This is a genomic window from Cupriavidus sp. FW306-1B-F12B, assembly GCF_058781795.1.
In genome coordinates this window covers 1-23,839 of the sequence record NZ_JBYSXC010000016.1, presented here as the reverse complement: position 1 = coordinate 23,839, position 23,839 = coordinate 1, and the positions used below count along the sequence as shown (strand labels likewise).

Below are 23,839 nucleotides of genomic sequence, written 5' to 3'. Positions count from 1 at the left end.
GTCCTAGCGCCGACGTTACAATCCTGCCCATGACGCCGATCCGCTACGCCATCGCCCCGCTTCAGCCTGAAGCGCACCTGTTTGCCGTCACCGTCACCGTGAGCGAGCCCGATCCCGCCGGCCAGTGTTTCTCGCTGCCGGCCTGGATCCCTGGCAGCTACATGATCCGGGACTTCGCGCGCAATATCGTGCGCATCCGCGCCGATGCGGGCGGGCGCGAGGTCAGGCTGACCAAGCTCGACAAGCAGCGCTGGCAGGCCGCGCCAGTCAGCCTGGCCGACGGCCCGCTGACGCTCAGCTACGAGGTCTATGCCTGGGACCTGTCGGTGCGCGCGGCGCACCTGGACAGCACCCACGGCTTCTTCAACGGCAGCTCGGTGTTCCTGGGCGTGGACGGGCAGGCCGAGCGGCCATGCACCGTCGATATCCATGCGCCCGTGGGCGAGGCCTATCGCGGCTGGCGCGTCGCCACCGCCATGCGCGAAGCGCCGGGCCGCGCAGGCGCCAAGCGCTACGGCTTCGGCCGCTACCAGGTGGCCGACTACGATGAGCTGGTCGACCATCCGGTTGAGATGGGCACCTTCCAGCTGGCCAGCTTCCGCGCCTGCGGCGCGCAGCACGACGTGGTCTTCACCGGGCGCGTGCCGCAACTCGACCTCGAGCGCGTGTGCCGCGACCTGAAGCGCATCTGCGAACAGCAGATCCGGCTGTTCGAGCCCAAGACCGCGCAGGCGCCGTTCCTGGACAGCAACCGCCGCTACGTCTTCATGACGATGGTCACCAGCGACGGCTACGGCGGCCTGGAACACCGCGCCAGCACCGCGCTGATATGCGCGCGCAATGACCTGCCGGTGCGCGGCGACAGCGATACCAGCGAGGGCTACCGCACCTTCCTCGGGCTGTGCAGCCACGAGTATTTCCACACCTGGAACGTCAAGCGCATCAAGCCGGCCGCGTTCGTGCCGTACCGGCTGGCCGAGGAAACCTACACGCCGCTGCTGTGGCTGTTCGAGGGTTTCACCAGCTATTACGACGACCTGGTGCTGGTGCGCTCCGGCTGCATCACCGACGAGCAGTACATCGAGATGCTGGCCAAGACCTGGAACGGCGTGCTGCGCGGCAGCGGCCGCACCAAGCAGAGCGTGGCGGAAAGCTCCTTCGATGCCTGGACCAAGTACTACCGCCAGGACGAGAATGCCCCCAACGCCATCGTCAGCTACTACACCAAGGGTTCGCTGGTGGCGCTGGCGCTGGACCTGACCATTCGCGACAAGACCCGCGGGCGACGCTCGCTGGACGATGTCATGCGCGCGCTGTGGCGCCGCTACGGCCGCGGCTTCTACGCGCCGGGCGCGGTGCAGCGCGGCGTGACCGAGGCCGAGGTCCATGCGCTGTTCGATGAAGTCACCGGCCTGCGCATGGGGCCGCTGCTGCGCTCGCTGACCGAAGGCACCGGCGAGCTGCCGCTGCCGGCGCTGTTCAAGGTGTTCGGCGTCAAGGCCGAGGCGCAGAAGCCGGCGCGCACCGCGGCGCTGGGTATCAAGGTCAAGAGCGATGAGGGCTGGGTGCGCGTGGCGCAGGTGTTCGACGGCGGCGCCGCGCAGGCCGCGGGCCTGTCCGCCGGCGACCTGCTGGTGGCGATCGACGGCCTGCGCGTGGCGCCGGGCCAGATCGACAAGCTGCTGGCGCGCTACCGTAGCGGCGACCGCATCGAGCTGCACGCCTTCCGCCGCGACGAGCTGCAGGTGCTGCCGGTGACGCTGGCACGCGAGCCGGCTGCGCAGTTCAAGGTGAAGCTCGAGAGCGGACGGCACGCGGCGCGCTCGCGCTGGCTAGGCCAATGAACTAGTTTTCCGCTGCCACACCCGCCACCGCACGCCATCGCCCCCGCTGCATGCAATACGCGCACGATCCCCGCACCTTCCTGTATTCGCACTACATCTACCGGGGGCTGCGCTCGGCCACCGGGGTGATCGGCGCCACGCTGATCGCGCTGCACTTCAGCGACCTGCCCACCGCGATGGTGGTGTCGATGGGGGCGCTGTGCACCAGCCTGATGGACCTGCCCAGCCCGCTGAACCACAAGTTCAACGAGATGATGGCCAGCGTTTTGCTGTGCAGCGTGGTCACGCTGGTGGTGGCGCTGGCCACGCCGTTCCCGCGCGTGATGCCGTTCCTGCTGGTGCTGGTGACGTTCCTGGCCGGCATGATGACGGTGTACGGCAACAAGACGCTGCCGCTGCAGTTCGCGGCGCTGTTCGTGATGACGCTGACCATCAACGAAGACTTCCTGGTGCGGCGCGCGCTGGAGCACGCGGCGCTGTTCAGCATCGGCGCGGTCGCTTATCTCGGCTATGCGATGCTGGTGAGCTGGATCACCGAGCGCCGCACCAAGCAGCAGGTGCTGGCCGAATCGTTGTATGAGCTGGCCGGCTATCTCGAGATCAAGGCCGGCTTCTACGATGCCGGCAACGACTACGAGGCCCAGTTCAACCAGCTGGTGCGCCAGCAGATCGTGGTGGCCGAGCGCCAGCAGGCCGCGCGCGACCTGGTGCTGCGCGGCAACCGCACCCCGCACGACGGGCTGCTGGTGCAGGTGCACCTGCGCATGCTCGACCTGTACGAGTACATCCTGTCGACCAACACCGACTATCCGCTGCTGCGCCAGACTTTTGCCGGCACGCCGGTGCTGGACCACCTGCGCGGGCTGGTGCTGCAGATGTGCAAGGACGTGGAAGAGATCGCCTACGAGGTCACGCGCGGCCGCGCCTCGTACGCCACGGTGGAATACCGCCAGGGCCTGCGCGCGGTCGAGGCCGAGATCGAGCAATTTCGCCACCACCATATCAACCCGGCGGCGATGACGGCGCTGGTTGATACGCTCGACATGATGCGCGGCGCGATCACGCTGGTCGGCCAGCTGCACGAAGCGTCGCGCACGCCGGTGGAGCCGGCCAGGGTGCTGCCAGGCTCGGACATGACGCCTTTCCTGACGCGCCAGAAGTATGAGTTCAGCGTGCTGCGCGACAACCTGAAGTGGAGTTCGCCGGCGTTCCGCTTCTCGCTGCGGATCTCGATGGCGGTGTCGCTGGGGCTGTGGATTGCCGAGCACCTGCCCTATGTGTCGCACAGCTACTGGATCCTGCTGACCATCATCGTCATCCTGAAGCCCAACTTCAGCATGACCAAGCAGCGCTACAACGACCGCCTGATCGGCACGCTGATTGGCTGCGTGGTCTCGGTCGCGATCCTGAAGGTGGTGCACCAGCCGCTGATCCTGCTGGGCGTGCTGTTCCTGTCGCTGGTGGCCAGCGCAGCGTTCGTGACCATCAAGTACCGCTACACCGCGATTGCCGCCTGCATCCAGGTGCTGATCCAGATTCACCTGCTGATGCCGGGGAGTCCCACGGTGGCGGGCGAGCGGCTGGTGGATACCGTGATCGGCGGCATCATCGCCTCGCTGTTCAGCTTTGTGCTGCCGAGCTGGGAATACCGCGCCATTCCCAAGCTGGTGGAGGGCGTGCTGCAGGCCAACCGCCGCTATATCGGCGCCACGCGCGACCTGCTGCTGCGCCGGACCAAGGATGACTTTGCCTACCGCGTGCAGCGCAAGCAGTTCATGGACAACCTGTCGGCGCTGATCTCGTCGTTCCAGCGCATGCTGGACGAGCCCAAGAGCCGGCACCGCGCGGTGGACAACCTGAACCGCTTTATCGTGCAGAACTACCTGGTGGCCGCGCACGTGGCGGCGGCGCGCATCCAGGTGCGCCAGCACTATGACGAACTCGATATCCCGGCCGCGGAAGCCGCGATCGAGCAGGCCACCGAGGCCGCCAGCCACAGCCTGCAGGTGGCCAGCGAGCGGCTGCATGCCGATGAGCGGGGCGGCGGCCGTGGCGCGGGCTTTATCCGCAGCGGGAAGACGCCGGTGGAACGCAAGGAGGCAGCGCCTGCCGCCGCGGACAAGGCGGACGAAACCCCCGCTGAAGCTGTCGCCGGTGCCGAACCAGTGGCGGCCACCGTCAGCGCAGAAGTCGCCGAGGCCGCCGAGGATGCCGAGGATGCCGTTGCCGAACGCCGCGCCCGCCTGGCCGATTCGGCCGACAAGCGCCGCACCGACGTGCTGGTGCACGCGGCCGCCGCCGGCGAATCCAGCCATGAGGCTGGTCCCACCGCCAGCTCCACCGGCCGTCCGGCCAATGCGGTGCTGGACCGCCGCCTGCGCGCGTTGCGCGAGGATGCGGCCAAGATCGCGCTGCGCACGGGGGCCATCGGGCGCGCCATACGGGCGCGCGTCTGAGCCTGGTGGCTTAAGGCGCCTCGGGCAGCTCTTCCTCGGGCAGTGTCAGCATGCCGCTGTTGTAGCGGTACTCGTAGATCTCGCCGTAGCGCCCCCAGCCGATCGCCACGCTGAGCACGCGCTCGGCCTCGGCGGGCTTCAGGAACTGCTCCAGTTCGTGCAGCACCTGTTCCTCGCGGATCTCGCCGGCCTCGCTCGCTACCAGTTCGCGGCGGATATGCGCGGCCAGTGCGACGTTGCCCAGCAACTGCTGGCCGAACATCACCTTGCGTTGCTGCGGCCCGGCGGCGTACCAGGCGCGGCCGGCCTCGGTGGCGGCGATGTCGCCGCGCTCGATCGACACCAGTTGCACCAGCTGCAGCGCTTCGCACGCAGGCAGCAGTTCGTCGTCGGTGAGGCCGGCTTCGTCGGCCAGGTGGGGCAGGTCGGCGCGGCAGTTGAAGGGTGCCTCGCACAGCAGGTCGAGGATGGCTTCCATCTGGCTGATGTCGGCGTCCGGCAGCCGGTAGGCGATCTGGCGCGCGGGCGCTTGCGCGGGCAGGCGCGCTTCCGCCGCGGGGGCGGTCATCAGCGCGTAGATCTCGTCGACCAGCGCGCGCACCTGCGCGCTGTCGCGGTTGCGCGGGCGCGGCAGCGCAACCGGCACTTCGGCGCGGATGCGGCCCGGGTCGCTCGACAGGATCACGATGCGGTCGGCCATCATCACCGCCTCTTCGATATTGTGCGAGACGATCAGGATGCTCCTGATATTGGCACGGCCGCTTTCCCACAGCGCCAGCATCTCGTCGCGCAGGGTCTCGCCGGTCAGCACGTCCAGGGCCGAGAAGGCTTCGTCCATCAGCAGCAGGTCCGGCTCGGTCACCAGCGCGCGCGCAATGCCCACGCGCTGGCGCATGCCGCCCGACAGCTCGCGCGGCAGCGCGCTGTTGAAGCCGGCCAGCCCGATCATGTCGATCGCGGCCTCGGCGCGGCGCTCGCGCTCGGCCCTGGGCACGCCCTGGGCTTCGAGCCCCAGCTCGACGTTCTGCTGCACCGTCAGCCACGGGAACAGCGCGAACGACTGGAACACCATGGCGATGCCCTCGGCGGTGCCGGCCAGCCGTTCGCCGCGAAAGTGCACCTCGCCGCGGTCGGCGCCGACCAGCCCGGCCATGATGCGCAACAGCGTGGACTTGCCCGAGCCGGACTTGCCCAGCATGGCGACGATCTCGCCCTCGCGCAGCGTCAGGTCCACGCCTTCGAGCACGGCGCGGTCGCTCTGGCTGGCGGTGCGGAAGATCTTGCCGACGCCGCGCAGCTCGATCACGGCGGGGGCGGCGGTGGATGCAATGTTCTCTGCCATCGTTGCCTTACAAGCGAGTGCGCTCTTGCGCGAGTTGATACAGGCGGTTCCACAGCAGCCGGTTGAAGCCGACCACGAACAGCGCCATCACGACTATGCCCAGCGCAATGCGCGGGAAGTCGCCGCGCGCGGTGGTCTCGGCGATATAGCTGCCGAGCCCGGTGGCAACGATGGTGCGGTCGCCCCAGGTCACGTACTCGGACACGATGCTGGCGTTCCACGAGCCGCCGGCGGCCGTCACCAGCCCGGTCAGCAGGCTCGGGAACACCGCGGGGATCAGGAAGCGCTTCCACAGCAGCCAGCCACGCAGGCCGAGATTGCGCGCGGCGAGCTTCAGTTCGGTGGGAATGCCCGACGCCCCCGCGACCACGTTGAACAGGATGTACCACTGCGTGCCGAAGATCAGCAGCGGGCTCAGCCAGATCTCCGGGTTCAGCCCGAAGCGCACGATCAGCATCACCGCCAGCGGGAACATCAGGTTGGCCGGGAAGGCGGCCAGGAACTGCGCAATCGGCTGGGCAATGCGCGCCAGTTCCGGGTTCAGGCCGATGCGGATGCCGATCGGCACCCACACCAGCGCCGCCAGCGCGATCAGCACCACCACGCGCACCATCGTGATCGTGCCGAGCCACAGCACATGGCCGACTTCGGCCCAGCCCACCTCGCTGTGCACGAAGTAGCCCACGCGCAGCAACGCGGCCAATGCCACCAGCACGATCACGGCGTCGCGCACGCGGCAGAACCACAGCGCGCGCCGCGGATTGTCCGGCTGCGCCGGGGCCTGCCCGCGGCGCGCGCCCCACGCCAGCGTGCGCCCGGCCAGCGCCGCCGTCTGTGCCAGCACTGCACCCACCCACGCCGAGCGGCGCAGCAGGTCCAGCAGCCACGACTGCGGCAGCTTGTCCTGCGCCAGGGTCTCGAAGCGGAAGCGGTCGGCCCATGCCACCAGCGGGCGGAACAGCAGCTGGTCGTACAGCAGGATGCCCGCCAGCATCGCCAGGATGGCCCAGCCGATCGCGGCCAGGTCCTGCTGCTGGATCGCCAGCGCGATATAGGAGCCGATCCCAGGCAGGCGGATGTCGTGGCCCGATACCGAGATCGCCTCGGACGCCACCACGAAGAACCAGCCGCCGGACATCGACATCATCATGTTCCACAGCAGCCCCGGCATGGCGAACGGCACTTCCAGGCGCCAGAAGCGCTGCCACGGCGACAGCCGGAACATGGCCGCCGCTTCCAGCAAATCGCCCGGGATGGTGCGGAACGACTGGTACAGGCTGAACGCCATGTTCCACGCCTGCGAGGTGAAGATGGCGAAGATGGCCGCGCACTCCACCCCTGCGATATTGCCGGGAAAGAGGGCGATAAAGCCGGTCACGGTGATCGACAGGAAGCCCAGCACGGGTATCGACTGCAGGATGTCCAGCGCCGGCACCAGCACCTTCTCCGCTGTGCGGCTCTTTGACGCCAGCGCGGCAAACGCCAGCGAGAACAGCAGCGACGCCGCCAGCGCCGCCAGCATGCGGATGCTGGTGCGCATCAGGTAGTAGGGCAGGTAGGCCACGTCCAGGTGCACCGCCAGCTGCTGGTCGGGCTGGAACGGGGCGTTCATCTGCTGCGCGGCGAACGCGATCATCACGATCACGGCCAGGATGATCGGCAGCAGGGCCAGGTCGAAGCGGTTGGGCGGGGCGCGCAGCAGCTGGCTGTCAAAGCCAGGGGCGGGCGGGGCCGCGCGGCGGTCGGCGGGTGGCATCATGGGCGCTTCTCGGGCTGTATCGAGCTTGGATGGCAAGGCTTGTGGCCCAGCCCTGATTCGCGGCCCCGGCGGACAATGGCAAAGCCCGCATGCCGCCGGCTTCACGCCGGGCGGCGCGCATCCCTTTGTAACGCCCGGCATGGCGGTCTAGTTTACTTGGTGTGGATGACAGATCGTGCACGCTGCCGGCGTGCGCCCAAAGGGAAAAGCCATGAAGAAGGAAACCTGGCGCCTGGTCGCGCATGGGCGCGTGCAGGGCGTGGGCTACCGCGCCGCCTGCGCCGACGCGGCGGACGACCTTGAGCTTGGCGGCTGGGTGCGCAACCGGCTCGACGGCACCGTCGAGGTGATGGCGCACGGCACGGTCAGGCAGCTCGAAGCCCTGCAGGCGTGGATGGAACAGGGCCCGCCGGCCGCGCAGGTGACGCTGGTCGAGGTCGGGCCTGGGGAAGGGGAGTTTGCCGGTTTCGAATTCCGGCCGACGATCTGACGGACTAGGCCGCGGTCCAGTCGACCGGCGTGCGGCCGTTCGCTTCCAGCCAGCGGTTGGCCTCGCGGAAGTGCCCGCAGCCCAGGAAGCCCCGGTGCGCCGACAGCGGCGACGGATGCGGCGCTTCCAGCACGCAGTGGCCGGCGCCCAGCAACGGCTTCTTGGCCTGCGCGTGGCTGCCCCACAGCATGAACACAAGACTCGGGCGGCTGGCGGCGAGGTTCTGGATCAGGCAATCGGTGACGGCTTCCCAGCCTCGCCGCGCATGGCTGGCGGCCTGGCCCTGTTCCACCGTCAGCACGGTGTTGAGCAGCAGCACGCCCTGGCGCGCCCAGCCTTCCAGGTTGCCGGAGGTGCGCGGCGCGCCGTTGCCGTTGGCGCCGAACTCGGCGGCGATTTCCTTGAAGATGTTGCGCAGGCTGGGTGGCACCTTGATGCCTTCCGGCACCGAGAACGCCAGCCCGTGCGCCTGCGGCAGCTCAACGCCGCCGACCGTGCCGGTGCCGTGGTAGGGGTCCTGGCCCAGGATCACCACCTTGACCGCGTCGGGCGGGGTCAGGTGCAGCGCGTGGAAGACATGGTGCGGGAATACCGGCTTGCCGGCGGCACGTTCGCCGTCGACAAAGGCGGCCAGGTCCTGCCACGCCGGCACGCGGATGCACGGATCCATCAAGGTGCGCCAGGCGGCGGGCAGGGCGTCGGCCTGGGCCTGCAGGCTGGCGGCAGGGGACGGTTCGCCGGGGGCGCGGGGGGCTTCGGCGGCGAAGAGATCGGCTTGCATGCGTGAGGAAAGCTCGGCGGGAAAACCGCGATTATGAGGCCTTGCCTTCGGCGATTCCCGCCAGGCGGTAGCCGCGGGCGGCCTTGCTGAGGTCCGAGGGTGCCAGCGCGGCAACGGTGGCCAGCCGCGCGGCAAAGGCGCGCAGGGCATCGGCCGCGTGCGCGGCGTCGCCATCGAGCCATTCCAGTTCGAGTTCCTGGATGGGTTCCTGCGCGGCGCTGGCCGGCGCGGTGATGGTGCCGGTGTCGAGCGCGGCCTCGATGCGGGCGCCGTCCTGCGTGACCAGCCAGGTGCGGCGGACGAAGTCGGTGCGGAACACCGGTGCCAGCCGGCCGATCAGTGGCGCGAGCACGGTTTGCGCTTCCGCGGGAAAGGTTTGCAGCTCGATGGCCTCGCCGGCGATCTCTGTCTCCCATTCATGGCGCGTGGCCAGGCCGCCCTGGCTGCTGCCTGCGGTCTTCAGCGTCTGCAGCCATTGCGCGCCCTTGCGGCGCAGCCGCAGCGCGGCGCGCGCCTGTGCCAGGTCGCATTCCGGGGTATCGAGGTAGACGTTGAGCAGCGTGGCTTCGCCCTGCGGGGCGCCGTTGGCGTCGAGCCAGGCGGCCAGCGGGGCCAGGGCGTCGTCGGGGATGGCCAGCTTGAGTTCGATTTCCTGGGCCATGGCTCAGGCAAACAGCCGTGCCAGCTCCACCCCTGGATCCGGCGCCCGCATGAACGCCTCACCCACCAGGAACGCATGCACGTTGGCATCGCGCATGCGCTTTACGTCCGCCTGGCCGAGGATGCCGGACTCGGTCACCACCAGCTTGTCGGCCGGCATATGCGGCAGCAGGTCCAGCGTGTTGTCCAGCGACACCTCGAAGGTGCGCAGGTTGCGGTTGTTCACGCCGAGCAGCGGAGTCTTCAGGCGCAGCGCCGCGTCGAGCTCGTCGTCGCCGTGCACTTCCACCAGCACATCCATGCCGAGCTCAAGCGCACAGGCTTCCAGTTCGGCCATCAGGCCCGGGTCCAGCGCGGCGACGATCAGCAGGATGCAGTCGGCGCCCCAGGTGCGCGCTTCATAGACCTGGTACAGGTCGACCATGAAGTCCTTGCGCAGGGCCGGCAGCGGACAGGCGCTACGGGCGCGCTTCAGGTAGTCGGCGTGTCCCTGGAAGAAGTTCACGTCGGTCAGCACCGACAGGCAGGCGGCGCCATGGCTGGCGTAGCTTTCGGCAATGGCCTCGGGCACGAAGTGCTCGCGCAGCACGCCCTTGGACGGCGATGCCTTCTTGACCTCGGCGATCACGCCGGCCTGGCCGGCGGCGATCTTCTCGCGCAGCGCGCGCTCAAAGCCGCGCGGTGCCAGGCCCGGCTCAGTGCGCAGGCTTTCGGCCTCGGCGCGCAGGCTGGGCAGGTCGCGCTTCTTGCGCGCGGCGGCGACTTCGTCGGCCTTTACGGCCAGGATCTTTTGCAGGATGTCGGACATATTCGCGTCTCTTACTTGAACTGCTGGGTGGCGCGCACGAACTGGTCGAGCTTCTCGTGCGCCGTGCCGCTGGCAATCGCCTCGCGCGCGCGGCGGATGCCGTCTTCGACGGAGTCGGCCACGTTGGCGGCGTACAGCGCGGTGCCGGCGTTCAGCGAGACGATCTCGCGCGGCGTGCCCGGTACGTTGGTCAGCGCTTCAAGCAGCATTTCCTTCGACTCCGTCGCATCGGCCACCTTCAGGCCGCGGTTGGAGATCATCTGCAGGCCGAAGTCCTCGGGGTGGATCTCATATTCGCGCACCTCGCCGTCCTTCAGTTCGCCCACCAGCGTGGCGGCGCCCAGCGAGACCTCGTCCATGCCGTCCTTGCCGTACACCACGATGGCGTGCTTGGCGCCCAGGCGCTGCATCACGCGCACCTGGATGCCGACCAGGTCGGGGTGGAACACGCCCATCAGGATGTTGGGCGCATCGGCCGGGTTGGTCAGCGGGCCCAGGATATTGAAGATGGTGCGCACGCCCATCTCCTTGCGGATCGGCGCGACGTTCTTCATCGCCGGGTGGTGCGTGGGCGCGAACATGAAGCCGATGCCGGTCTCTTCGATGCACTGGCCGACCTGCTCGGGCGTCAGCATGATGTTCACCCCCAGCGCTTCCAGCACGTCCGCGCTGCCCGACTTGGAACTGACGCCGCGGTTGCCATGCTTGGCGATCCTGGCGCCGGCGGCGGCGGCGACGAACATCGATGCGGTCGAGATATTGAAGGTGTGCGAGCCGTCGCCGCCGGTGCCGACGATATCGACGAAGTTCTCGCGATCGGCCACCGGCACCTTGTTGGCGAACTCGCGCATCACCTGCGCGGCGGCGGAGATCTCGCCGATGGTTTCCTTCTTGACGCGCAGGCCGGTCAGGATCGCGGCGGCCATCACCGGCGAGATCTGCCCCTGCATGATCTGCCGCATCAGGTGCAGCATCTCGTCATGGAAGATTTCGCGGTGCTCGATGCAGCGCGTCAGGGCTTCTTGCGGCGTGATCATGGCGTTCTCGTTGACAGTCTGGATGGCGTGGTGCGGGCTGGAAGGTGCGGAATCGAGCAGTCTCATCGCGGCGCCTTGACGAAGTTGGCCAGCAGCGCATGGCCATGCTCGGACAGGATCGACTCGGGATGGAACTGCACGCCTTCAACGGCGAGCGTCTTGTGGCGCACGCCCATGATCTCGCCGTCCGGGGTCCAGGCGGTGATCTCCAGGCAATCGGGCAGGGTTTCGCGCTCGATCGCCAGTGAATGATAGCGCGTCACGTCGAAGTGCCTGGGCAGCCCGGCGAACACGCCTTGCTGGGTGGTCTCGATGGTGCTGACCTTGCCGTGCATCACCTGCTTGGCGCGGATCACCTTGCCGCCAAAGGCCTCGCCGATGGCCTGGTGGCCCAGGCACACGCCCAGCAGCGGGATCTTGCCGGCAAAGTGCTGCAGCGCCGCCACCGAGATGCCGGCTTCCTTCGGGCTGCACGGCCCGGGCGAGACGCAGATGTGGTCGGGCTTGAGCGCCTCGATCTCCTCGATGGTGATCTCGTCGTTGCGGTAGGTGCGCACGTCTTCGCCCAGTTCGCCGAAATACTGGACCAGGTTATAGGTGAACGAATCGTAGTTGTCGATCATCAGCAGCATGGCGTCTGTCTCCTGTTCTCTCAGATGTCGGAGTCCAGGCCATCCTGGACCTGCTCGGCGGCGCGGATCACGGCGCGCGCCTTGGCTTCGGTTTCCCTCCATTCGGCTTCGGGGTCCGAGTCGGCAACGATGCCGGCGGCGGCCTGCACGTAGAGGTTGCCGTCCTTGACAATGCCGGTGCGGATCGCGATCGCCAGGTCCATCTCGCCGCCGAACGACAGGTAGCCCACCGCGCCGCCATAGATGCCACGCTTGCGCGGTTCCAGCTCGTCGATGATCTCCATCGCATGGACCTTGGGCGCGCCCGACAGCGTGCCGGCCGGGAAGGTCGCGCGCAGCACGTCCAGGTTGCTGATGCCCTCGCGCAGCGTGCCTTCGACCGAGCTGACGATGTGCTGCACGTGCGAGTACTTCTCGATCACCATCTTGTCGGTGACCTTGACCGAGCCAGTCTCGGCGATGCGGCCGATATCGTTGCGCGCCAGGTCGATCAGCATCACGTGCTCGGCGATCTCCTTCGGATCCTGCAGCAGCTCGGTGGCCAGCTGGGCGTCCTTCTCCGGCGTATTGCCGCGCGGGCGCGTGCCGGCCAGCGGGCGGATGGTGACGATGTGTTCGCTGCGCATGTCGCCGTTGGTGCCGACCTTGCGCTCTTCCTGGCGCACCAGGATCTCCGGCGAAGCGCCCACCACCTGGAAGTCGCCGAAGTTGTAGAAGTACATGTACGGCGACGGGTTCAGCGAACGCAGCGCGCGGTACAGCGACAGCGGCGCGTCGCGGTAAGGCTTGACCAGGCGCTGGCCGATCTGCACCTGCATCATGTCGCCGGCCATGATGTATTCCTTGGCCTTGTGCACCGCGGCCAGGTAGTCGGCCTTGGCGAATTCGCGGTAGACCTCGGTCTGCACCGACGGGCTGGTGACCGGCACGTCCACCGGCTGGCGCAGCTTCATGCGCAGCTCGCGCAGGCGCTGGCGCGCGCGCGAATAGGCTTCCGGCGTGGTCGGGTCGGCGTAGACGATCAGGTAGAGCTTGCCCGACAGGTTGTCGATGACGGCCAGTTCCTCGCACAGCAGCAGCTGGATGTCCGGCAGGTTCAGGTCATCGGGCTTGTGCGTGTCGGCGAGCTTCTTCTCGATATAGCGCACCGCGTCATAGCCGAAGTAGCCGGCCAGGCCGCCGCAGAAGCGCGGCAGTCCGGGGCGCAGCGCCACCTTGAAGCGCTGTTCGAACTCGGCGATGAAGTCGAGCGGGTTGCCTTCGTGGGTTTCCACCACCTTGCCGTCGGTCACCACCTCGGTGCGGTTGCCGAAGGCGCGCAGCAGGGTGCGGGCATGCAGGCCGATAAACGAAAAGCGCCCGAAGCGCTCGCCGCCCACCACCGATTCCAGCAGGAAGGTGTTGACGCCGCGCGTCTGCGACTGGGCCAGCTTCAGGTACAGCGACAGCGGCGTTTCCAGGTCGGCAAAGGCCTCGGCGATCAGCGGGATGCGGTTGTAGCCCTGGTCGGCCAGCGATTTGAATTCCAGTTCGGTCATGTCGGTCCTCTTGTGCGGCGCGCGCTGCGCGGTGGAGGGGCGCGGCGCCGCTTATCGGCAATCAGGCTGGAGCGAATGGATACCCGCCCCGTTGGCGGGCCGTGGTGCAAGCGGCTTGCGGACAAGACTGCACACGGCCGGGGAAGGGCGTGCGGCGCGTTCTTGAGCTAAACGTAGCACACGAATATGGCGGCTACGCTGGCTTGCGGCGGGTTTTGGTGGGAATGCCCGGCAGCTAGGCCGGTGTGGCGAGGCCCTCGGGTCGAGGGCTCGTCAGCAGACTCGCGAACGCACTTTACGCCTGTTGGGAGGCGCGCCAGCGACGCCAGGGCCAAGCCTGCCGATCACTGCCAGAAGAGATGCGTTTGCGGTTGAGAAACATGAAATGTTTGGGATTTGGTCGGGATCGACGAAATTCGGACTATCGATGACCTGCCCAGTGTGCTGCAAACAGCGCTGCGGCGTGGGCAATGGAGTCGACTATACCATCGGCGTCAACGCCTTGTACAGGGTTGCCATGGTTGTAGCCATAGGGCACCAGCAGCACGCCCATGCCGGCCGCGCGGGCCGCCTGCGCGTCGTTTTCCGAGTCGCCGAGCGCCGCCATTGCCGACGGCTCCAGACCGAAGGCGTCGGCCACTTTCAGCAGCGGGAAGGGGTCGGGCTTGCGCAGCGGGAAGGCGTCGCCACCGTAGACCAGCTCGAAGTACTGGGCGAGGCCGGTCTTGGCCAGCAGCGGCTCGGTGAAGCTGTAGGGCTTGTTGGTCACGCAGGCCAGGCGCAGCCCGGCCGCCTTCATCGCCGCCAGGCCTTCGCGCACGCCGGGGTAGACCTGCGAGAACTGGCCGTTGATGCGGATGTACTCGCGGTCGTACAGCGCATAGGCGTCGGCGAACAGGCTGTTGGCGTGCAGTGGCGAGAAGCGCGCGTCCAGCACGCGCCGGATCAGGTTTTCCGAGCCCTTGCCGACATAGCTGACGATCTCCGCCTCCGACATCGGCGCTGCCGGCCCCAGGTTGGGGTGCTGGCGGCCCAGCGCCAGCAGCATGGCGTTGATCGAGGCGTGGAAGTCGCCCGCGGTGTCGACCATGGTGCCGTCGAGGTCGACGATCACGCCTTCGATGCCGCGCCAGTCGTTGCGGCGCAGGAACACGCCCTCGGTCATTGCCCGGCCTTGGCCAGTTCGCCGCGCAGCGCCGAGATGATGCCGCGGTAGCCGCCGTCCGCATCCGGCTTGCCGAACACGGCCGAGCCCGCCACGAAGGTGTCGGCGCCGGCCGCCGCGATCTCGGCGATGTTGTCGACCTTCACGCCGCCGTCCACTTCCAGCAGGATGGTGCGGCCGGTGCGGGCGGTGTACTCATCGATGCGCTGGCGCACGGCGCGCAGCTTGTTGAGCGTCTCGGGGATGAACGACTGGCCGCCGAAGCCCGGGTTGACCGACATCAGCAGGATCACGTCCAGGCGGTCCATCACGTGGTCCAGGTGGTGCAGCGGCGTGGCCGGGTTGAACACCAGGCCGGCCTGGCAGCCGTGGTCGCGGATCAGCGCGAGCGAGCGGTCCACGTGCTCGCTGGCTTCCGGGTGGAAGGTGATGATATTGGCGCCCGCCTTGGCAAAGTCCGGGATGATCCGGTCCACCGGGCGCACCATCAGGTGCACGTCGATCGGCGCGGTCACGTGCGGGCGGATCGCCTCGCACACCAGCGGGCCCACGGTCAGGTTGGGCACGTAATGGTTGTCCATCACGTCGAAGTGGATCCAGTCGGCGCCGGCCTCGGTCACGCGGCGCACTTCCTCGCCCAGGCGGGCAAAGTCGGCGGACAGGATGGACGGGGCGATGCGGTAGGTGGGCGTGCTCATGTCGGCGGCTAGCATGTGGGGTGCTGGGGAATGCTGTTTGCGTCTCCGGCGCGCCCAGGGGCGGGCGCCAGAGGGGATCAGGCGGGGGCGTCCGGCACGGCCCGGCCCTGAAAGGGCTATATTCTACCGCTGCCCCGGCGCGCGGTGATCTTGCCGGTGCTCTTGCCCGTGCCGCGGCCATCCCGCACAATGCGGCTACCCACTTCCCTGCCTGGCGCCTCAAGCCGGCCCTGCCCACGATGAGCGAGTACGCTTTCTCCGTCTCGGTACGCACCCAGTACCTGCCGGACCAGTCAGAACCCGAGCGCGGGCGCCATGCCTTCGCCTACACCATCACCATCCACAATACGGGCGAGGTGGCGGCGCAGCTGATCTCGCGCCACTGGGTCATCACCGACAGCGACAACGGCACGCAGGAAGTGGCGGGCCTGGGCGTGGTCGGCCACCAGCCGCTGCTCAAGCCGGGCGAGCATTTCGAATACACCAGCTGGGCCACCATCTCGACCCCGGTGGGCTCGATGAAGGGCGAATACTTCTGCGTGGCCGAGGACGGCCACCGCTTCGAGGTGCCGATCCCTGAATTCGCGCTGGTGCTGCCGCGCATGCTGCACTGACCGTGCCGGGAACCTATTGGCGCGATGCGCTGTCCTGATCCTGCGGCGGCGCTTCAGCGGCGCCCTGCGCCGGCTGGCGCGACGGATGCCCGGACGGGGCGCGCGTGGGACGCGGGTTCTTTTTCGCCGTGCCCATGGTCCAGACCACGATAAAGATCAGCAGGAACAGCGCCACGCCGGCTTCCAGGGCGAACAGCAGCATGGGATGGGCTTCGAAGAACTTGCTCATGGCGGATGCGGCGCAGGCCCGCGGGGGCGCAGGCGGTGGTTGAAGGATGACGGTGGGATTGTAGGGGCAATCGGCCCCGCAAGCTGCGCCGGCCCGGACTTTGAACAATAGCAAGATGGCATACGCAGACTCTTTCCCGATTTCCCCGATTTCCCCGATTTCCCGGATTTCCCCGGTTTCCCCCTGGCGCTCGCTGCGCATGCGCGGCTGGCTGGCGCTGTCCGGCGCGGCCGTGCTGCTGGCCGGCTGCATGAGCGGCCCGCCGCCGCGCATCGAGACCGGCCCGGCCGGCACCACGCCGCCGACGGCCTCGTCGCAGAAGGGCAGTCTGCAGGCCGCCAGCTGGGCCGAGATCGGCGGCTGGGCCCAGGACGACGTGCGCGCCGCCTGGCCCGCGCTGCAGGCCAGCTGCCAGGCGCTGAAGAAGCGCGCCGAGTGGAGCCGCGCCTGTGCCGCCGGCATGATGGTCGATGCCGGCAACCTCAACGCCATGCGCGCCTATTTCGAAAGCAACTTCCAGCCGTACCGCGTGGTCAATGGCGATGGCACTGACTACGGCCTGATCACCGGCTACTACGAACCGATCCTGCACGGCTCGCGCACGCGCCAGGGCAAGTTCCAGGTGCCGCTGTACCGCAAGCCGGCGCAGTTCGGCAACCGCCCGCTGCCGGCCCGCGCCGAGTTGCTGCAGAACCCGGCCATGCGCGGCAGCGAGCTGGTCTGGGTGGATGACGCGGTCGAGGCCGCCTTCCTGCAGATCCAGGGCTCGGGCCGCATCCGCATGGCCGACGGCAGCATCATGCGGGTGGGCTTCGGCGGCACCAACGACCAGCCGTTCCGCTCGTTCGGCAAATGGCTGCTGGACCGCGGCGAGATCACGCCGGCACAGGCCACCATGCAGGGCATCAAGGCGTGGGCGCGCGCCAACCCGGGCCGCGTCGACGAGATGCTCAACATCAACCCGCGCTTTGTCTTCTTCCGCGAGCTGCCGGCCAACAACGACGGCCCGGTGGGCGCGCTGGGCGTGCCGCTGACCGCGGAGCGCTCGATCGCGGTCGACCCGGCCACCATCCCGCTGGGGGTGCCGGTATTCCTGTCGACCACGCGCCCGCTGTCGACCGAGCCGATCCAGCGGCTGATGTTCGCGCAGGACACCGGCAGCGCCATCAAGGGCGGGGTGCGCGCGGACTTCTTCTGGGGTGCGGGCGATGGCGCCGGCGAGACCGCGGGCCGCATGAAGCAGGGCGGCCGCATGTGGGTGCTGATGCCGCGCAGCTGACCTCGGCAACGCAAAAAGGGCGCCATCGCGGCGCCCTTTCTTCATGGTGGACGGCCCTCAGCGCGGGCGCTGGTCGACGATCCGCCGCGCCTTGCCCACCGAGCGCTCGACGCCGCCCTCGGGCAGCACCTCGATGCCGGCGGTGACGCCGATATAGGCCTTGATCTCCTGCGCCAGCCGCGCGCGCGCGCCCTGCGCCAGCGCCGGCTCGCTGCCGTGGGCGCATTCCACGCGCACGGTCAGCGTGTCCATGTGGCCGTCCTTGGTCAGCACGCACTGGTAGTGCGGCGCCAGCTCGGCGTGCTTGAGGATCAGTTCCTCGATCTGCGACGGGAACACGTTGACCCCGCGCACGATCATCATGTCGTCGGTGCGGCCGGTGATCTTCTCCATGCGGCGGAATGCCGGGCGCGCCGTGCCGGGCAGCAGCCTGGTCAGGTCGCGGGTGCGGTAGCGCACCACAGGCATCGCCTCCTTGGTCAGCGAGGTGAACACCAGCTCGCCGAACTCCCCGTCGGGCAGCACTGCGCCGGTGTCGGGATCGATGATCTCGGGGTAGAAATGGTCTTCCCAGATGGTCGGCCCGTCCTTGGTCTCGGCGCACTCATTGGCCACGCCCGGGCCCATCACCTCTGACAGGCCATAGATATCGACTGCCGAGATGCCCATGCGCTTCTCGATCGCCAGCCGCATTTCCGGTGTCCACGGCTCCGCGCCGAAGATGCCCACGCGCAGCGAGCTGCCGGCCGGGTCGATGCCCTGGCGCTCGAACTCGTCGGCGATCGCCAGCATATAGCTGGGCGTCACCATGATGACCTCGGGCTTGAAGTCCTGGATCAGCTGCACCTGGCGCTCGGTCTGGCCGCCGCCGAAGGGGATCGCGGTCAGGCCGGCCTTTTCCACGCCGTAGTGGGCGCCCAGGCCGCCGGTAAAGAGCCCGTAGCCGTAGCTGATGTGCACCTTGTCGCCGCGCCGCGCGCCCGAGGCGCGGATCGAGCGCGCCATCACCGTGGCCCAGTTGTCGATGTCCTGGAGCGTGTAGCCGACCACGGTGGGCTTGCCGGTGGTGCCGGACGAGGCGTGGATGCGCGCCACGCGGTCCTGCGGCACCGCGAACATGCCGAACGGGTAGTTGTCGCGCAGGTCCTGCTTGCTGGTGAACGGGAAGCGCGCCAGGTCGGCCAGCGAATGCAGCTGGTCGGGGTGGACCCCGGCTTCGTCGAACTTGCGGCGGTACACCGGCGAATTGGCGTAGGCGTGGTTGAGCGACCATCTCAGCCGCTCCAGCTGCAAGGCCTGCAGCTCGGCGCGGCTGGCGGTCTCGATCGCATCCAGGGGCAGATCGGTCAGGCGCGTGCTCATGTCGTCTCCTGCACGGGGGCGTTTATCTTAAGTATCTTGCCGGATTTGCTCAGGTGCCTTCCGTCCCTTCCGGCGGCGGCACCACATGTCCCCTGATCTGCGCCGACTTGCCGCGGAACATCGCCACCACCTGGCCCGCGGCGTTGGTCACGCGGATATCGTAGATGCCGTGCCGGCCGGACAGGACCTGCTCGGTGGCCTCGGCGGTCAGCACGTCGCCGCCGTGCACGGGCTTGAGGAACTCGATGCTGCAACCTGCGGCCACAGTGTTGATGTTATGGCTGTTGCAGGCAAAAGCGAAGGTCGAATCGGCCAGCGTGAACATCAGGCCGCCGTGGCAGATGCCGTGGCCGTTGAGGAATTCCTTGCGCACCGGCATGGTCAGCCGGGCATAGCCGGGCCGCACGGCCTCGACCGTGATGCCCAGCCAGCGGCTGCAGGTGTCGGCATCATACATGGCGGCGGCGGCCGCTTCGGCGAGGGCCTGGGGGTCCTGTTTCAAGCTGGTCTCCTATATAGAGTGGCGGGAAGGCCCGCGCGGCTTACTTGCCGGTGAAGTGCGGTGCGCGCTTTTCGAGGAAGGCGTTGACGCCCTCCGCATAGTCGGCGGACTGGCCGAGTTCGCGCTGCAGGTCACGCTCCAGGTCCAGCTGGGCGTCCAGCGTGGCGGTGGCGCTGGCATGCATGGCGCGCTTGATCGCGGCCAGCGCGCGGGTCGGCTGCCCGGCCAGGTGCGTGGCCAGCGCCAGCGCCTGTTCCGGCAGCAGCGGGTCGTCCATGGTCTCCCAGACCAGGCCCCATTTCTCGGCCTCTTCGGCGCTCAGCCGCTCGCCGGTCATGGCCAGGCCCAGCGCGCGCGCCATGCCGATGCGCTTCGGCAGCAGCCAGGTGCCGCCCGAATCCGGCACCAGTCCGATCTTGACGAAGGCCTGGATAAAGCTGGCCGAGCGCGCCGCCAGCACCATGTCGCAGGCCAGCGCCAGGTTGGCGCCGGCACCGGCCGCGGTGCCGTTGACCGCGGCCACCACCGGCAGCGGCAGGGCCTGCAGCCGGCGGATCAGCGGGTTGAACCAGGTATCGATCAGCTCGCCCAGGTCGGTCATGTGCCCGGGCGTGAAATCCAGGTCGGCCAGGTCCTGGCCGGCGCAGAAGCCGCGGCCCGCCCCGGTCAGCAGCAGGGCGCGCGCGCCGCCGGCCTCGACATGGTCGAGCGCCTGCTGCAGCGCCTGGTGCATCGCGCGGGTGAAGCTGTTGAGCTTGTCGGGGCGGTTCAGGGTGATCACGGCAACCGGGCCCTGCCATTGCAGCAAGACCGGGCCGGCGTCGATGCTGACCGGCTGGCCAGCGGAGGTGGACATCGGGGGCATTGGGTTGTCTCCTGCCGGATATTTTGTCGCGGTCGGCGCGGGCGGCTGTTGTCGACGGCGCCTCTTAAATAAACCGACCAGTCGGTCGGCAAATGTTAGCACTATTTTTGGCTGCCGGTTGGCACGTGGCTTCCGATGCCGGCAGGGTCCGCAATGCCGGGCGCGGGCGTCGCTCTATAATCGCGCTGCCAACAACAATCTGAAACCTGCCGGCCGACATCTCTGTGCGGATCCCGGCATGCTCGCCTATTCGCATTGGAATTCCTATGAAGAAGATCGCTGCATTACTCCTGATTTCGTCCGTGGCGCTGTTTGCGGCATGCGGCAAGAAAGAAGCGGCCCCCGCTGCCGGCGCCGACACGGCCACCAAGATCATTGTCGGCCTGGACGACAACTTCCCGCCCATGGGTTTTCGCGATAACAACAACGAGCTGGTCGGCTTCGATATCGACATGGCCAAGGAGGCCAGCCGCCGTCTCGGCATGACGGTCGAGTTCAAGCCTATCGACTGGAGCGCCAAGGAGGCGGAACTCAACGGCAAGCGCGTGGATGTGCTGTGGAACGGGCTGACCATCACCGAAGAGCGCAAGAAGAACATCAGCTTCACCGCGCCCTATATGACCAACCACCAGATCGTCATCGTCGGTGCCAGCTCGCCGGTGAAAGCCAAGGCCGACCTGGCCGGCCGCATCGTCGGCGCGCAGGACGGCAGCAGCGCGGTGGATGCCATCAAGAAGGAAAGCCAGGTCGCCGCCAGCCTGAAGGAACTCAAGACCTTCGGCGATAACGTGACGGCGCTGATGGACCTGTCGACCGGCCGCCTCGACGCAATTGTGGTGGATGAAGTGGTGGGCCGCTACCTGATCAGCAAGCGTGCCGGCGAATACAAGGTGCTGGAGGAAAACTTCGGCACGGAAGAATATGGCGTCGGTGTGCGCAAGGATGACGCCGAGCTGCTCGGCAAGCTCGACAAGACCCTGGCCTCGATGAAGCAGGATGGCACGGCAGCCCGCATCGCCACCCAGTGGTTCGGCACTGACATCACCAAGTAATCCAGACGCTGCGTGAGGCCCTGCGCCGTTCAGGCAGGGCGCCGCGCCATGTCCGGACCCCGGGCGCCGTCCCGGCGCCCGGGATCCCACCTCCTTCTGTTTCGCGCGAGCATGGACTACGTCTTATCTCTTCTGGCGCCATTGGCGCAGGGCGCGCAAGTCACGCTCACACTATTCGCCATCACGCTCGCCCTGTCGGTGCCGCTGGGGCTTGCGCTGGCGCTGGCACGCATCTCGTCATGGCCGTGGCTGAGCGGCCTGGTCAATGGCTATATCTGGCTGATGCGCGGCACGCCGCTGATGCTGCAGATGCTGTTTATTTATTTCGCACTGCCGTTCGTGCCCGTCATCGGCGTGCGCCTGCCTGACTTTCCCGCGGCGGTGGTGGCTTTCGCCCTGAACTACGCGGCCTATTTCGCGGAAATCTTCCGCGCCGGGATCAAGTCGGTCGATCGCGGCCAGTATGAGGCCAGCAAGGCGCTGGGCATGACCTATTTCCAGACCATGCGGCGGGTCGTGCTGCCGCAGATGGTCAGCCGGGTGTTGCCGCCGGTCAGCAATGAAACCATTACGCTGATCAAGGACACGTCCCTGATCTACGTGCTGGCCCTCAACGATATTCTTCGCACCGCGCGCGGCATCGTGCAGCGTGATTTCACCACCACGCCTTTCCTGGTCGCCGCGCTCTTCTATCTGGTGATGACGCTGATTCTGACCTGGTTCTTCCAGAATCTCGAAAAACGCTATGCCAAACATGATGACTAGCCCGACCGGCGCCAATTCCCACAATGCGCCCGGCATCATGATCGCGGCGCGGGATCTGTTCAAATCGTTCGGGTCACTGGAGGTCTTGCGCGGTGTCTCCCTGACCTTGCACAAGGGGGATGTCACCGCAGTGATCGGGCCCTCGGGCTCGGGCAAGAGTACCTTGCTGCGCTGCCTGAATCATCTTGAGGTGATTGACCGCGGCACCCTTGAAATCGAAGGCGAGGCGCTGACGGCCGCCGGCCCTGACGGCACAGCCAGATATGTGCCGGACGCGGAAGTGCGGCGCATCTGCCGGAAGATGGGCATGGTGTTCCAGTCGTTCAACCTGTTTCCGCATATGACGGTGCTGCAGAACATCATCGAAGCCCCCATGACCGTCAAGGGACTGGCGCGCGACGCGGTGGTGCCCAAGGCCGAAGAGCTGTTGCGCAAGGTCGGCCTGCTGGCCAAGCGGGACAGCTACCCGGCGCGCCTGTCCGGCGGCCAGAAGCAGCGGGTGGCGATTGCGCGGGCGCTGGCCATGGAGCCCGACATCATGCTGTTCGACGAGCCGACCTCGGCGCTGGACCCGGAACTGACCGGGGAGGTGCTGCGCACCATGCGGCAACTGGCCGAAGAACATATGACCATGCTGGTCGTCACGCATGAGATGGGGTTTGCGCGGGAAGTGGCAAACCACGTCGTGTTCATGGATGAGGGCAGGATTCTTGAGGAAGGGCCGCCTGAGGAAGTGTTCGGGGCACCAGCTCACGCGCGCACCCGCGAATTCCTGGCGCATATGCTCTAGGCGGCGCCGGCGCCGCCACGCCGCAACCGGTGGCAGAATAGCCCGCAGCCGGTGGCGACGGTGCCATCCGCCTGCAAATACATAGGAGAAGACATGCCGTACGAAAACATTCTGGTCGAAACCCGTGGCCGTGTTGGCCTGGTCACGCTGAACCGTCCGAAGGCCCTGAACGCGCTCAATGACGCGCTGATGGACGAGCTTGGCGCCGCGCTGACCGCCTTCGACCAGGATGAGGGCATCGGCGCCATCGTCATTACCGGCAGCGAGCGCGCCTTTGCCGCCGGCGCCGATATCGGCATGATGGCCAAGTATTCCTTCATGGATGTGTACAAGGGCGATTACATCACGCGCAACTGGGAAACCATCCGCAAGATCCGCAAGCCGGTGATTGCCGGCGTGGCCGGCTATGCGCTGGGCGGCGGCTGCGAACTGGCGATGATGTGCGACATCATCATCGCGGCGGATTCGGCCAATTTCGGCCAGCCCGAGGTGAAGCTGGGCACCATGCCCGGCGCCGGCGGCACCCAGCGCCTGCCGCGCGCGGTGTCCAAGGCCAAGGCCATGGACCTGTGCCTGACCTCGCGCATGATGGACGCCGCCGAAGCCGAGCGCTCGGGCCTGGTATCGCGCGTGGTACCGGCCGACAAGCTGCTGGACGAAGTGCTGGCGGCTGCCGAAACCATCGCCGGGTTCTCGCTGCCGGTGGTCATGATGATCAAGGAGTCGGTCAACGCCGCCTACGAGACCACGCTGGCCGAAGGCGTGCACTTCGAGCGCCGGCTGTTCCATGCCACCTTCGCCAGCGAAGACCAGAAGGAAGGCATGGCGGCTTTCGTCGAGAAGCGCAGCCCGAATTTCCAGCATCGCTGAGGCCGGGATCAGGGAATACCCGAGGGCAGTGCGGGGGTATTATGTTTCTCCCGCACTCGTCTTTCCGGGATTTCCTTTTCCGCTCAACGGCTTACGACATAATGCCCGGAACCCATAGCGGATCGTTGTGACAAAGTTGTTGCAAGGTGCACGAATCCGGCCTACTATTCGCCCCCTCGCAACACACAACGCAGCGCTGCAAAGCAGACGGGGCGCGGGTTGCAGGGTCGACCGGATCGGTTGGCGCAGCGAAGTTGGCGCGCTGGCCGCAGCAAAAAAAGATGCTGAAACGGTTGACGAA

General features: G+C 67.5%; 24 protein-coding genes. 9 read left to right on the top strand and 15 right to left on the bottom strand.

The annotated features are described in order from the left end of the window. Window positions 1-29: 29 nt before the first annotated feature. The gene (locus AC3WLE_RS23905) at window positions 30-1,844 is read left to right on the top strand and encodes a M61 family metallopeptidase (protein WP_492353389.1); all 1,815 of its coding nucleotides are present in this window, start codon (window positions 30-32) and stop codon (window positions 1,842-1,844) included. A gap of 50 nt (window positions 1,845-1,894) precedes the next feature. Further along, complete coding sequence (locus AC3WLE_RS23900) at window positions 1,895-4,300, top strand: FUSC family protein (RefSeq protein WP_492357529.1); 2,406 nt, start codon at window positions 1,895-1,897, stop codon at window positions 4,298-4,300. Between the two features lie 10 nt (window positions 4,301-4,310). Here AC3WLE_RS23900 and AC3WLE_RS23895 read toward each other — a convergent pair whose 3' ends face one another. Both AC3WLE_RS23895 and AC3WLE_RS23890 read right to left on the bottom strand, forming a co-directional pair. Continuing rightward, window positions 4,311-5,642, bottom strand: coding sequence for an ABC transporter ATP-binding protein (locus tag AC3WLE_RS23895; protein ID WP_340521860.1), 1,332 nt, complete (start codon window positions 5,640-5,642; stop codon window positions 4,311-4,313). 7 nt (window positions 5,643-5,649) lie between these two features. Beyond that, complete coding sequence (locus AC3WLE_RS23890; RefSeq protein WP_492321455.1) at window positions 5,650-7,401, bottom strand: ABC transporter permease; 1,752 nt, start codon at window positions 7,399-7,401, stop codon at window positions 5,650-5,652. A 211-nt stretch (window positions 7,402-7,612) separates the two neighbouring features. Here AC3WLE_RS23890 and AC3WLE_RS23885 point away from each other — a divergent pair, with 211 nt between their 5' ends. Further along, window positions 7,613-7,891 carry an acylphosphatase gene (locus AC3WLE_RS23885; RefSeq protein WP_010809896.1) on the top strand — a complete coding sequence of 93 codons (279 nt, stop codon included), beginning with the start codon at window positions 7,613-7,615 and terminating at the stop codon, window positions 7,889-7,891. Between the two features lie 4 nt (window positions 7,892-7,895). Here AC3WLE_RS23885 and AC3WLE_RS23880 read toward each other — a convergent pair whose 3' ends face one another. From AC3WLE_RS23880 to rpe, 8 genes are all read right to left on the bottom strand, one after another. Further along, window positions 7,896-8,672: a uracil-DNA glycosylase gene (locus AC3WLE_RS23880; protein WP_492321454.1), complete on the bottom strand. Its 777-nt coding sequence runs from the start codon at window positions 8,670-8,672 to the stop codon at window positions 7,896-7,898. A gap of 31 nt (window positions 8,673-8,703) precedes the next feature. Continuing rightward, on the bottom strand, window positions 8,704-9,333 hold the full coding sequence (locus tag AC3WLE_RS23875; protein WP_492357543.1) for a CYTH domain-containing protein: 630 nt from the start codon (window positions 9,331-9,333) through the stop codon (window positions 8,704-8,706). A gap of 3 nt (window positions 9,334-9,336) precedes the next feature. Beyond that, window positions 9,337-10,140, bottom strand: coding sequence for an indole-3-glycerol phosphate synthase TrpC (gene trpC, locus AC3WLE_RS23870; RefSeq protein WP_492321452.1), 804 nt, complete (start codon window positions 10,138-10,140; stop codon window positions 9,337-9,339). An 11-nt stretch (window positions 10,141-10,151) separates the two neighbouring features. After that, window positions 10,152-11,177, bottom strand: coding sequence for an anthranilate phosphoribosyltransferase (trpD, locus tag AC3WLE_RS23865; protein ID WP_492353337.1), 1,026 nt, complete (start codon window positions 11,175-11,177; stop codon window positions 10,152-10,154). A 62-nt stretch (window positions 11,178-11,239) separates the two neighbouring features. Further along, window positions 11,240-11,809 carry an aminodeoxychorismate/anthranilate synthase component II gene (locus tag AC3WLE_RS23860; RefSeq protein ID WP_010809901.1) on the bottom strand — a complete coding sequence of 190 codons (570 nt, stop codon included), beginning with the start codon at window positions 11,807-11,809 and terminating at the stop codon, window positions 11,240-11,242. A gap of 20 nt (window positions 11,810-11,829) precedes the next feature. Continuing rightward, the gene (trpE, locus tag AC3WLE_RS23855; protein WP_010809902.1) at window positions 11,830-13,347 is read right to left on the bottom strand and encodes an anthranilate synthase component I; all 1,518 of its coding nucleotides are present in this window, start codon (window positions 13,345-13,347) and stop codon (window positions 11,830-11,832) included. Between the two features lie 421 nt (window positions 13,348-13,768). Next, complete coding sequence (gene gph / locus AC3WLE_RS23850; protein ID WP_492321451.1) at window positions 13,769-14,512, bottom strand: phosphoglycolate phosphatase; 744 nt, start codon at window positions 14,510-14,512, stop codon at window positions 13,769-13,771. Then, window positions 14,509-15,210, bottom strand: a complete 702-nt coding sequence (rpe, locus tag AC3WLE_RS23845) for a ribulose-phosphate 3-epimerase (RefSeq protein ID WP_010809904.1) — start codon at window positions 15,208-15,210, stop codon at window positions 14,509-14,511. The genes gph and rpe overlap by 4 nt, the downstream gene beginning before the upstream one ends. Before the next feature lie 239 nt (window positions 15,211-15,449). Here rpe and apaG point away from each other — a divergent pair, with 239 nt between their 5' ends. After that, window positions 15,450-15,824: a Co2+/Mg2+ efflux protein ApaG gene (gene apaG / locus AC3WLE_RS23840; RefSeq protein ID WP_010809905.1), complete on the top strand. Its 375-nt coding sequence runs from the start codon at window positions 15,450-15,452 to the stop codon at window positions 15,822-15,824. 13 nt (window positions 15,825-15,837) lie between these two features. Here apaG and AC3WLE_RS23835 read toward each other — a convergent pair whose 3' ends face one another. Continuing rightward, window positions 15,838-16,053 carry a hypothetical protein gene (locus AC3WLE_RS23835; protein WP_439671014.1) on the bottom strand — a complete coding sequence of 72 codons (216 nt, stop codon included), beginning with the start codon at window positions 16,051-16,053 and terminating at the stop codon, window positions 15,838-15,840. A gap of 115 nt (window positions 16,054-16,168) precedes the next feature. Between AC3WLE_RS23835 and mltA the strand changes: the two genes are divergently transcribed. Continuing rightward, a complete protein-coding gene (mltA, locus tag AC3WLE_RS23830; protein ID WP_492357542.1) occupies window positions 16,169-17,332 on the top strand; it encodes a murein transglycosylase A in 1,164 nt (387 codons plus the stop codon). 57 nt (window positions 17,333-17,389) lie between these two features. On the opposite strand, the gene paaK is transcribed toward mltA, so the two are convergent. From paaK to paaG, 3 genes are read right to left on the bottom strand one after another with little or no spacing between them, the layout of a single operon-like run. Continuing rightward, window positions 17,390-18,694 carry a phenylacetate--CoA ligase PaaK gene (gene paaK, locus AC3WLE_RS23825; protein ID WP_492353336.1) on the bottom strand — a complete coding sequence of 435 codons (1,305 nt, stop codon included), beginning with the start codon at window positions 18,692-18,694 and terminating at the stop codon, window positions 17,390-17,392. 49 nt (window positions 18,695-18,743) lie between these two features. Continuing rightward, on the bottom strand, window positions 18,744-19,196 hold the full coding sequence (gene paaI / locus AC3WLE_RS23820; protein ID WP_492357541.1) for a hydroxyphenylacetyl-CoA thioesterase PaaI: 453 nt from the start codon (window positions 19,194-19,196) through the stop codon (window positions 18,744-18,746). A 40-nt stretch (window positions 19,197-19,236) separates the two neighbouring features. After that, on the bottom strand, window positions 19,237-20,061 hold the full coding sequence (gene paaG / locus AC3WLE_RS23815) for a 2-(1,2-epoxy-1,2-dihydrophenyl)acetyl-CoA isomerase PaaG (protein WP_052181647.1): 825 nt from the start codon (window positions 20,059-20,061) through the stop codon (window positions 19,237-19,239). A 266-nt stretch (window positions 20,062-20,327) separates the two neighbouring features. Here paaG and AC3WLE_RS23810 point away from each other — a divergent pair, with 266 nt between their 5' ends. The 4 genes from AC3WLE_RS23810 (at window position 20,328) to AC3WLE_RS23795 (ending at window position 23,538) form a co-directional block, all read left to right on the top strand. Next, complete coding sequence (locus AC3WLE_RS23810) at window positions 20,328-21,113, top strand: amino acid ABC transporter substrate-binding protein (RefSeq protein WP_035819783.1); 786 nt, start codon at window positions 20,328-20,330, stop codon at window positions 21,111-21,113. Window positions 21,114-21,224: 111 nt separating this feature from the next. Further along, on the top strand, window positions 21,225-21,878 hold the full coding sequence (locus AC3WLE_RS23805) for an amino acid ABC transporter permease (RefSeq protein ID WP_010809912.1): 654 nt from the start codon (window positions 21,225-21,227) through the stop codon (window positions 21,876-21,878). 37 nt (window positions 21,879-21,915) lie between these two features. Next, window positions 21,916-22,668 (top strand): amino acid ABC transporter ATP-binding protein, encoded by a 753-nt coding sequence (locus AC3WLE_RS23800; protein ID WP_492321488.1) that lies wholly within the window; start codon window positions 21,916-21,918, stop codon window positions 22,666-22,668. 93 nt (window positions 22,669-22,761) lie between these two features. Continuing rightward, on the top strand, window positions 22,762-23,538 hold the full coding sequence (locus AC3WLE_RS23795) for an enoyl-CoA hydratase (protein WP_492357540.1): 777 nt from the start codon (window positions 22,762-22,764) through the stop codon (window positions 23,536-23,538). A 91-nt stretch (window positions 23,539-23,629) separates the two neighbouring features. Here AC3WLE_RS23795 and AC3WLE_RS23790 read toward each other — a convergent pair. Then, on the bottom strand, window positions 23,630-23,839 hold a 210-nt coding region (locus AC3WLE_RS23790), incomplete at its 5' end, for a hypothetical protein (RefSeq protein WP_492357539.1).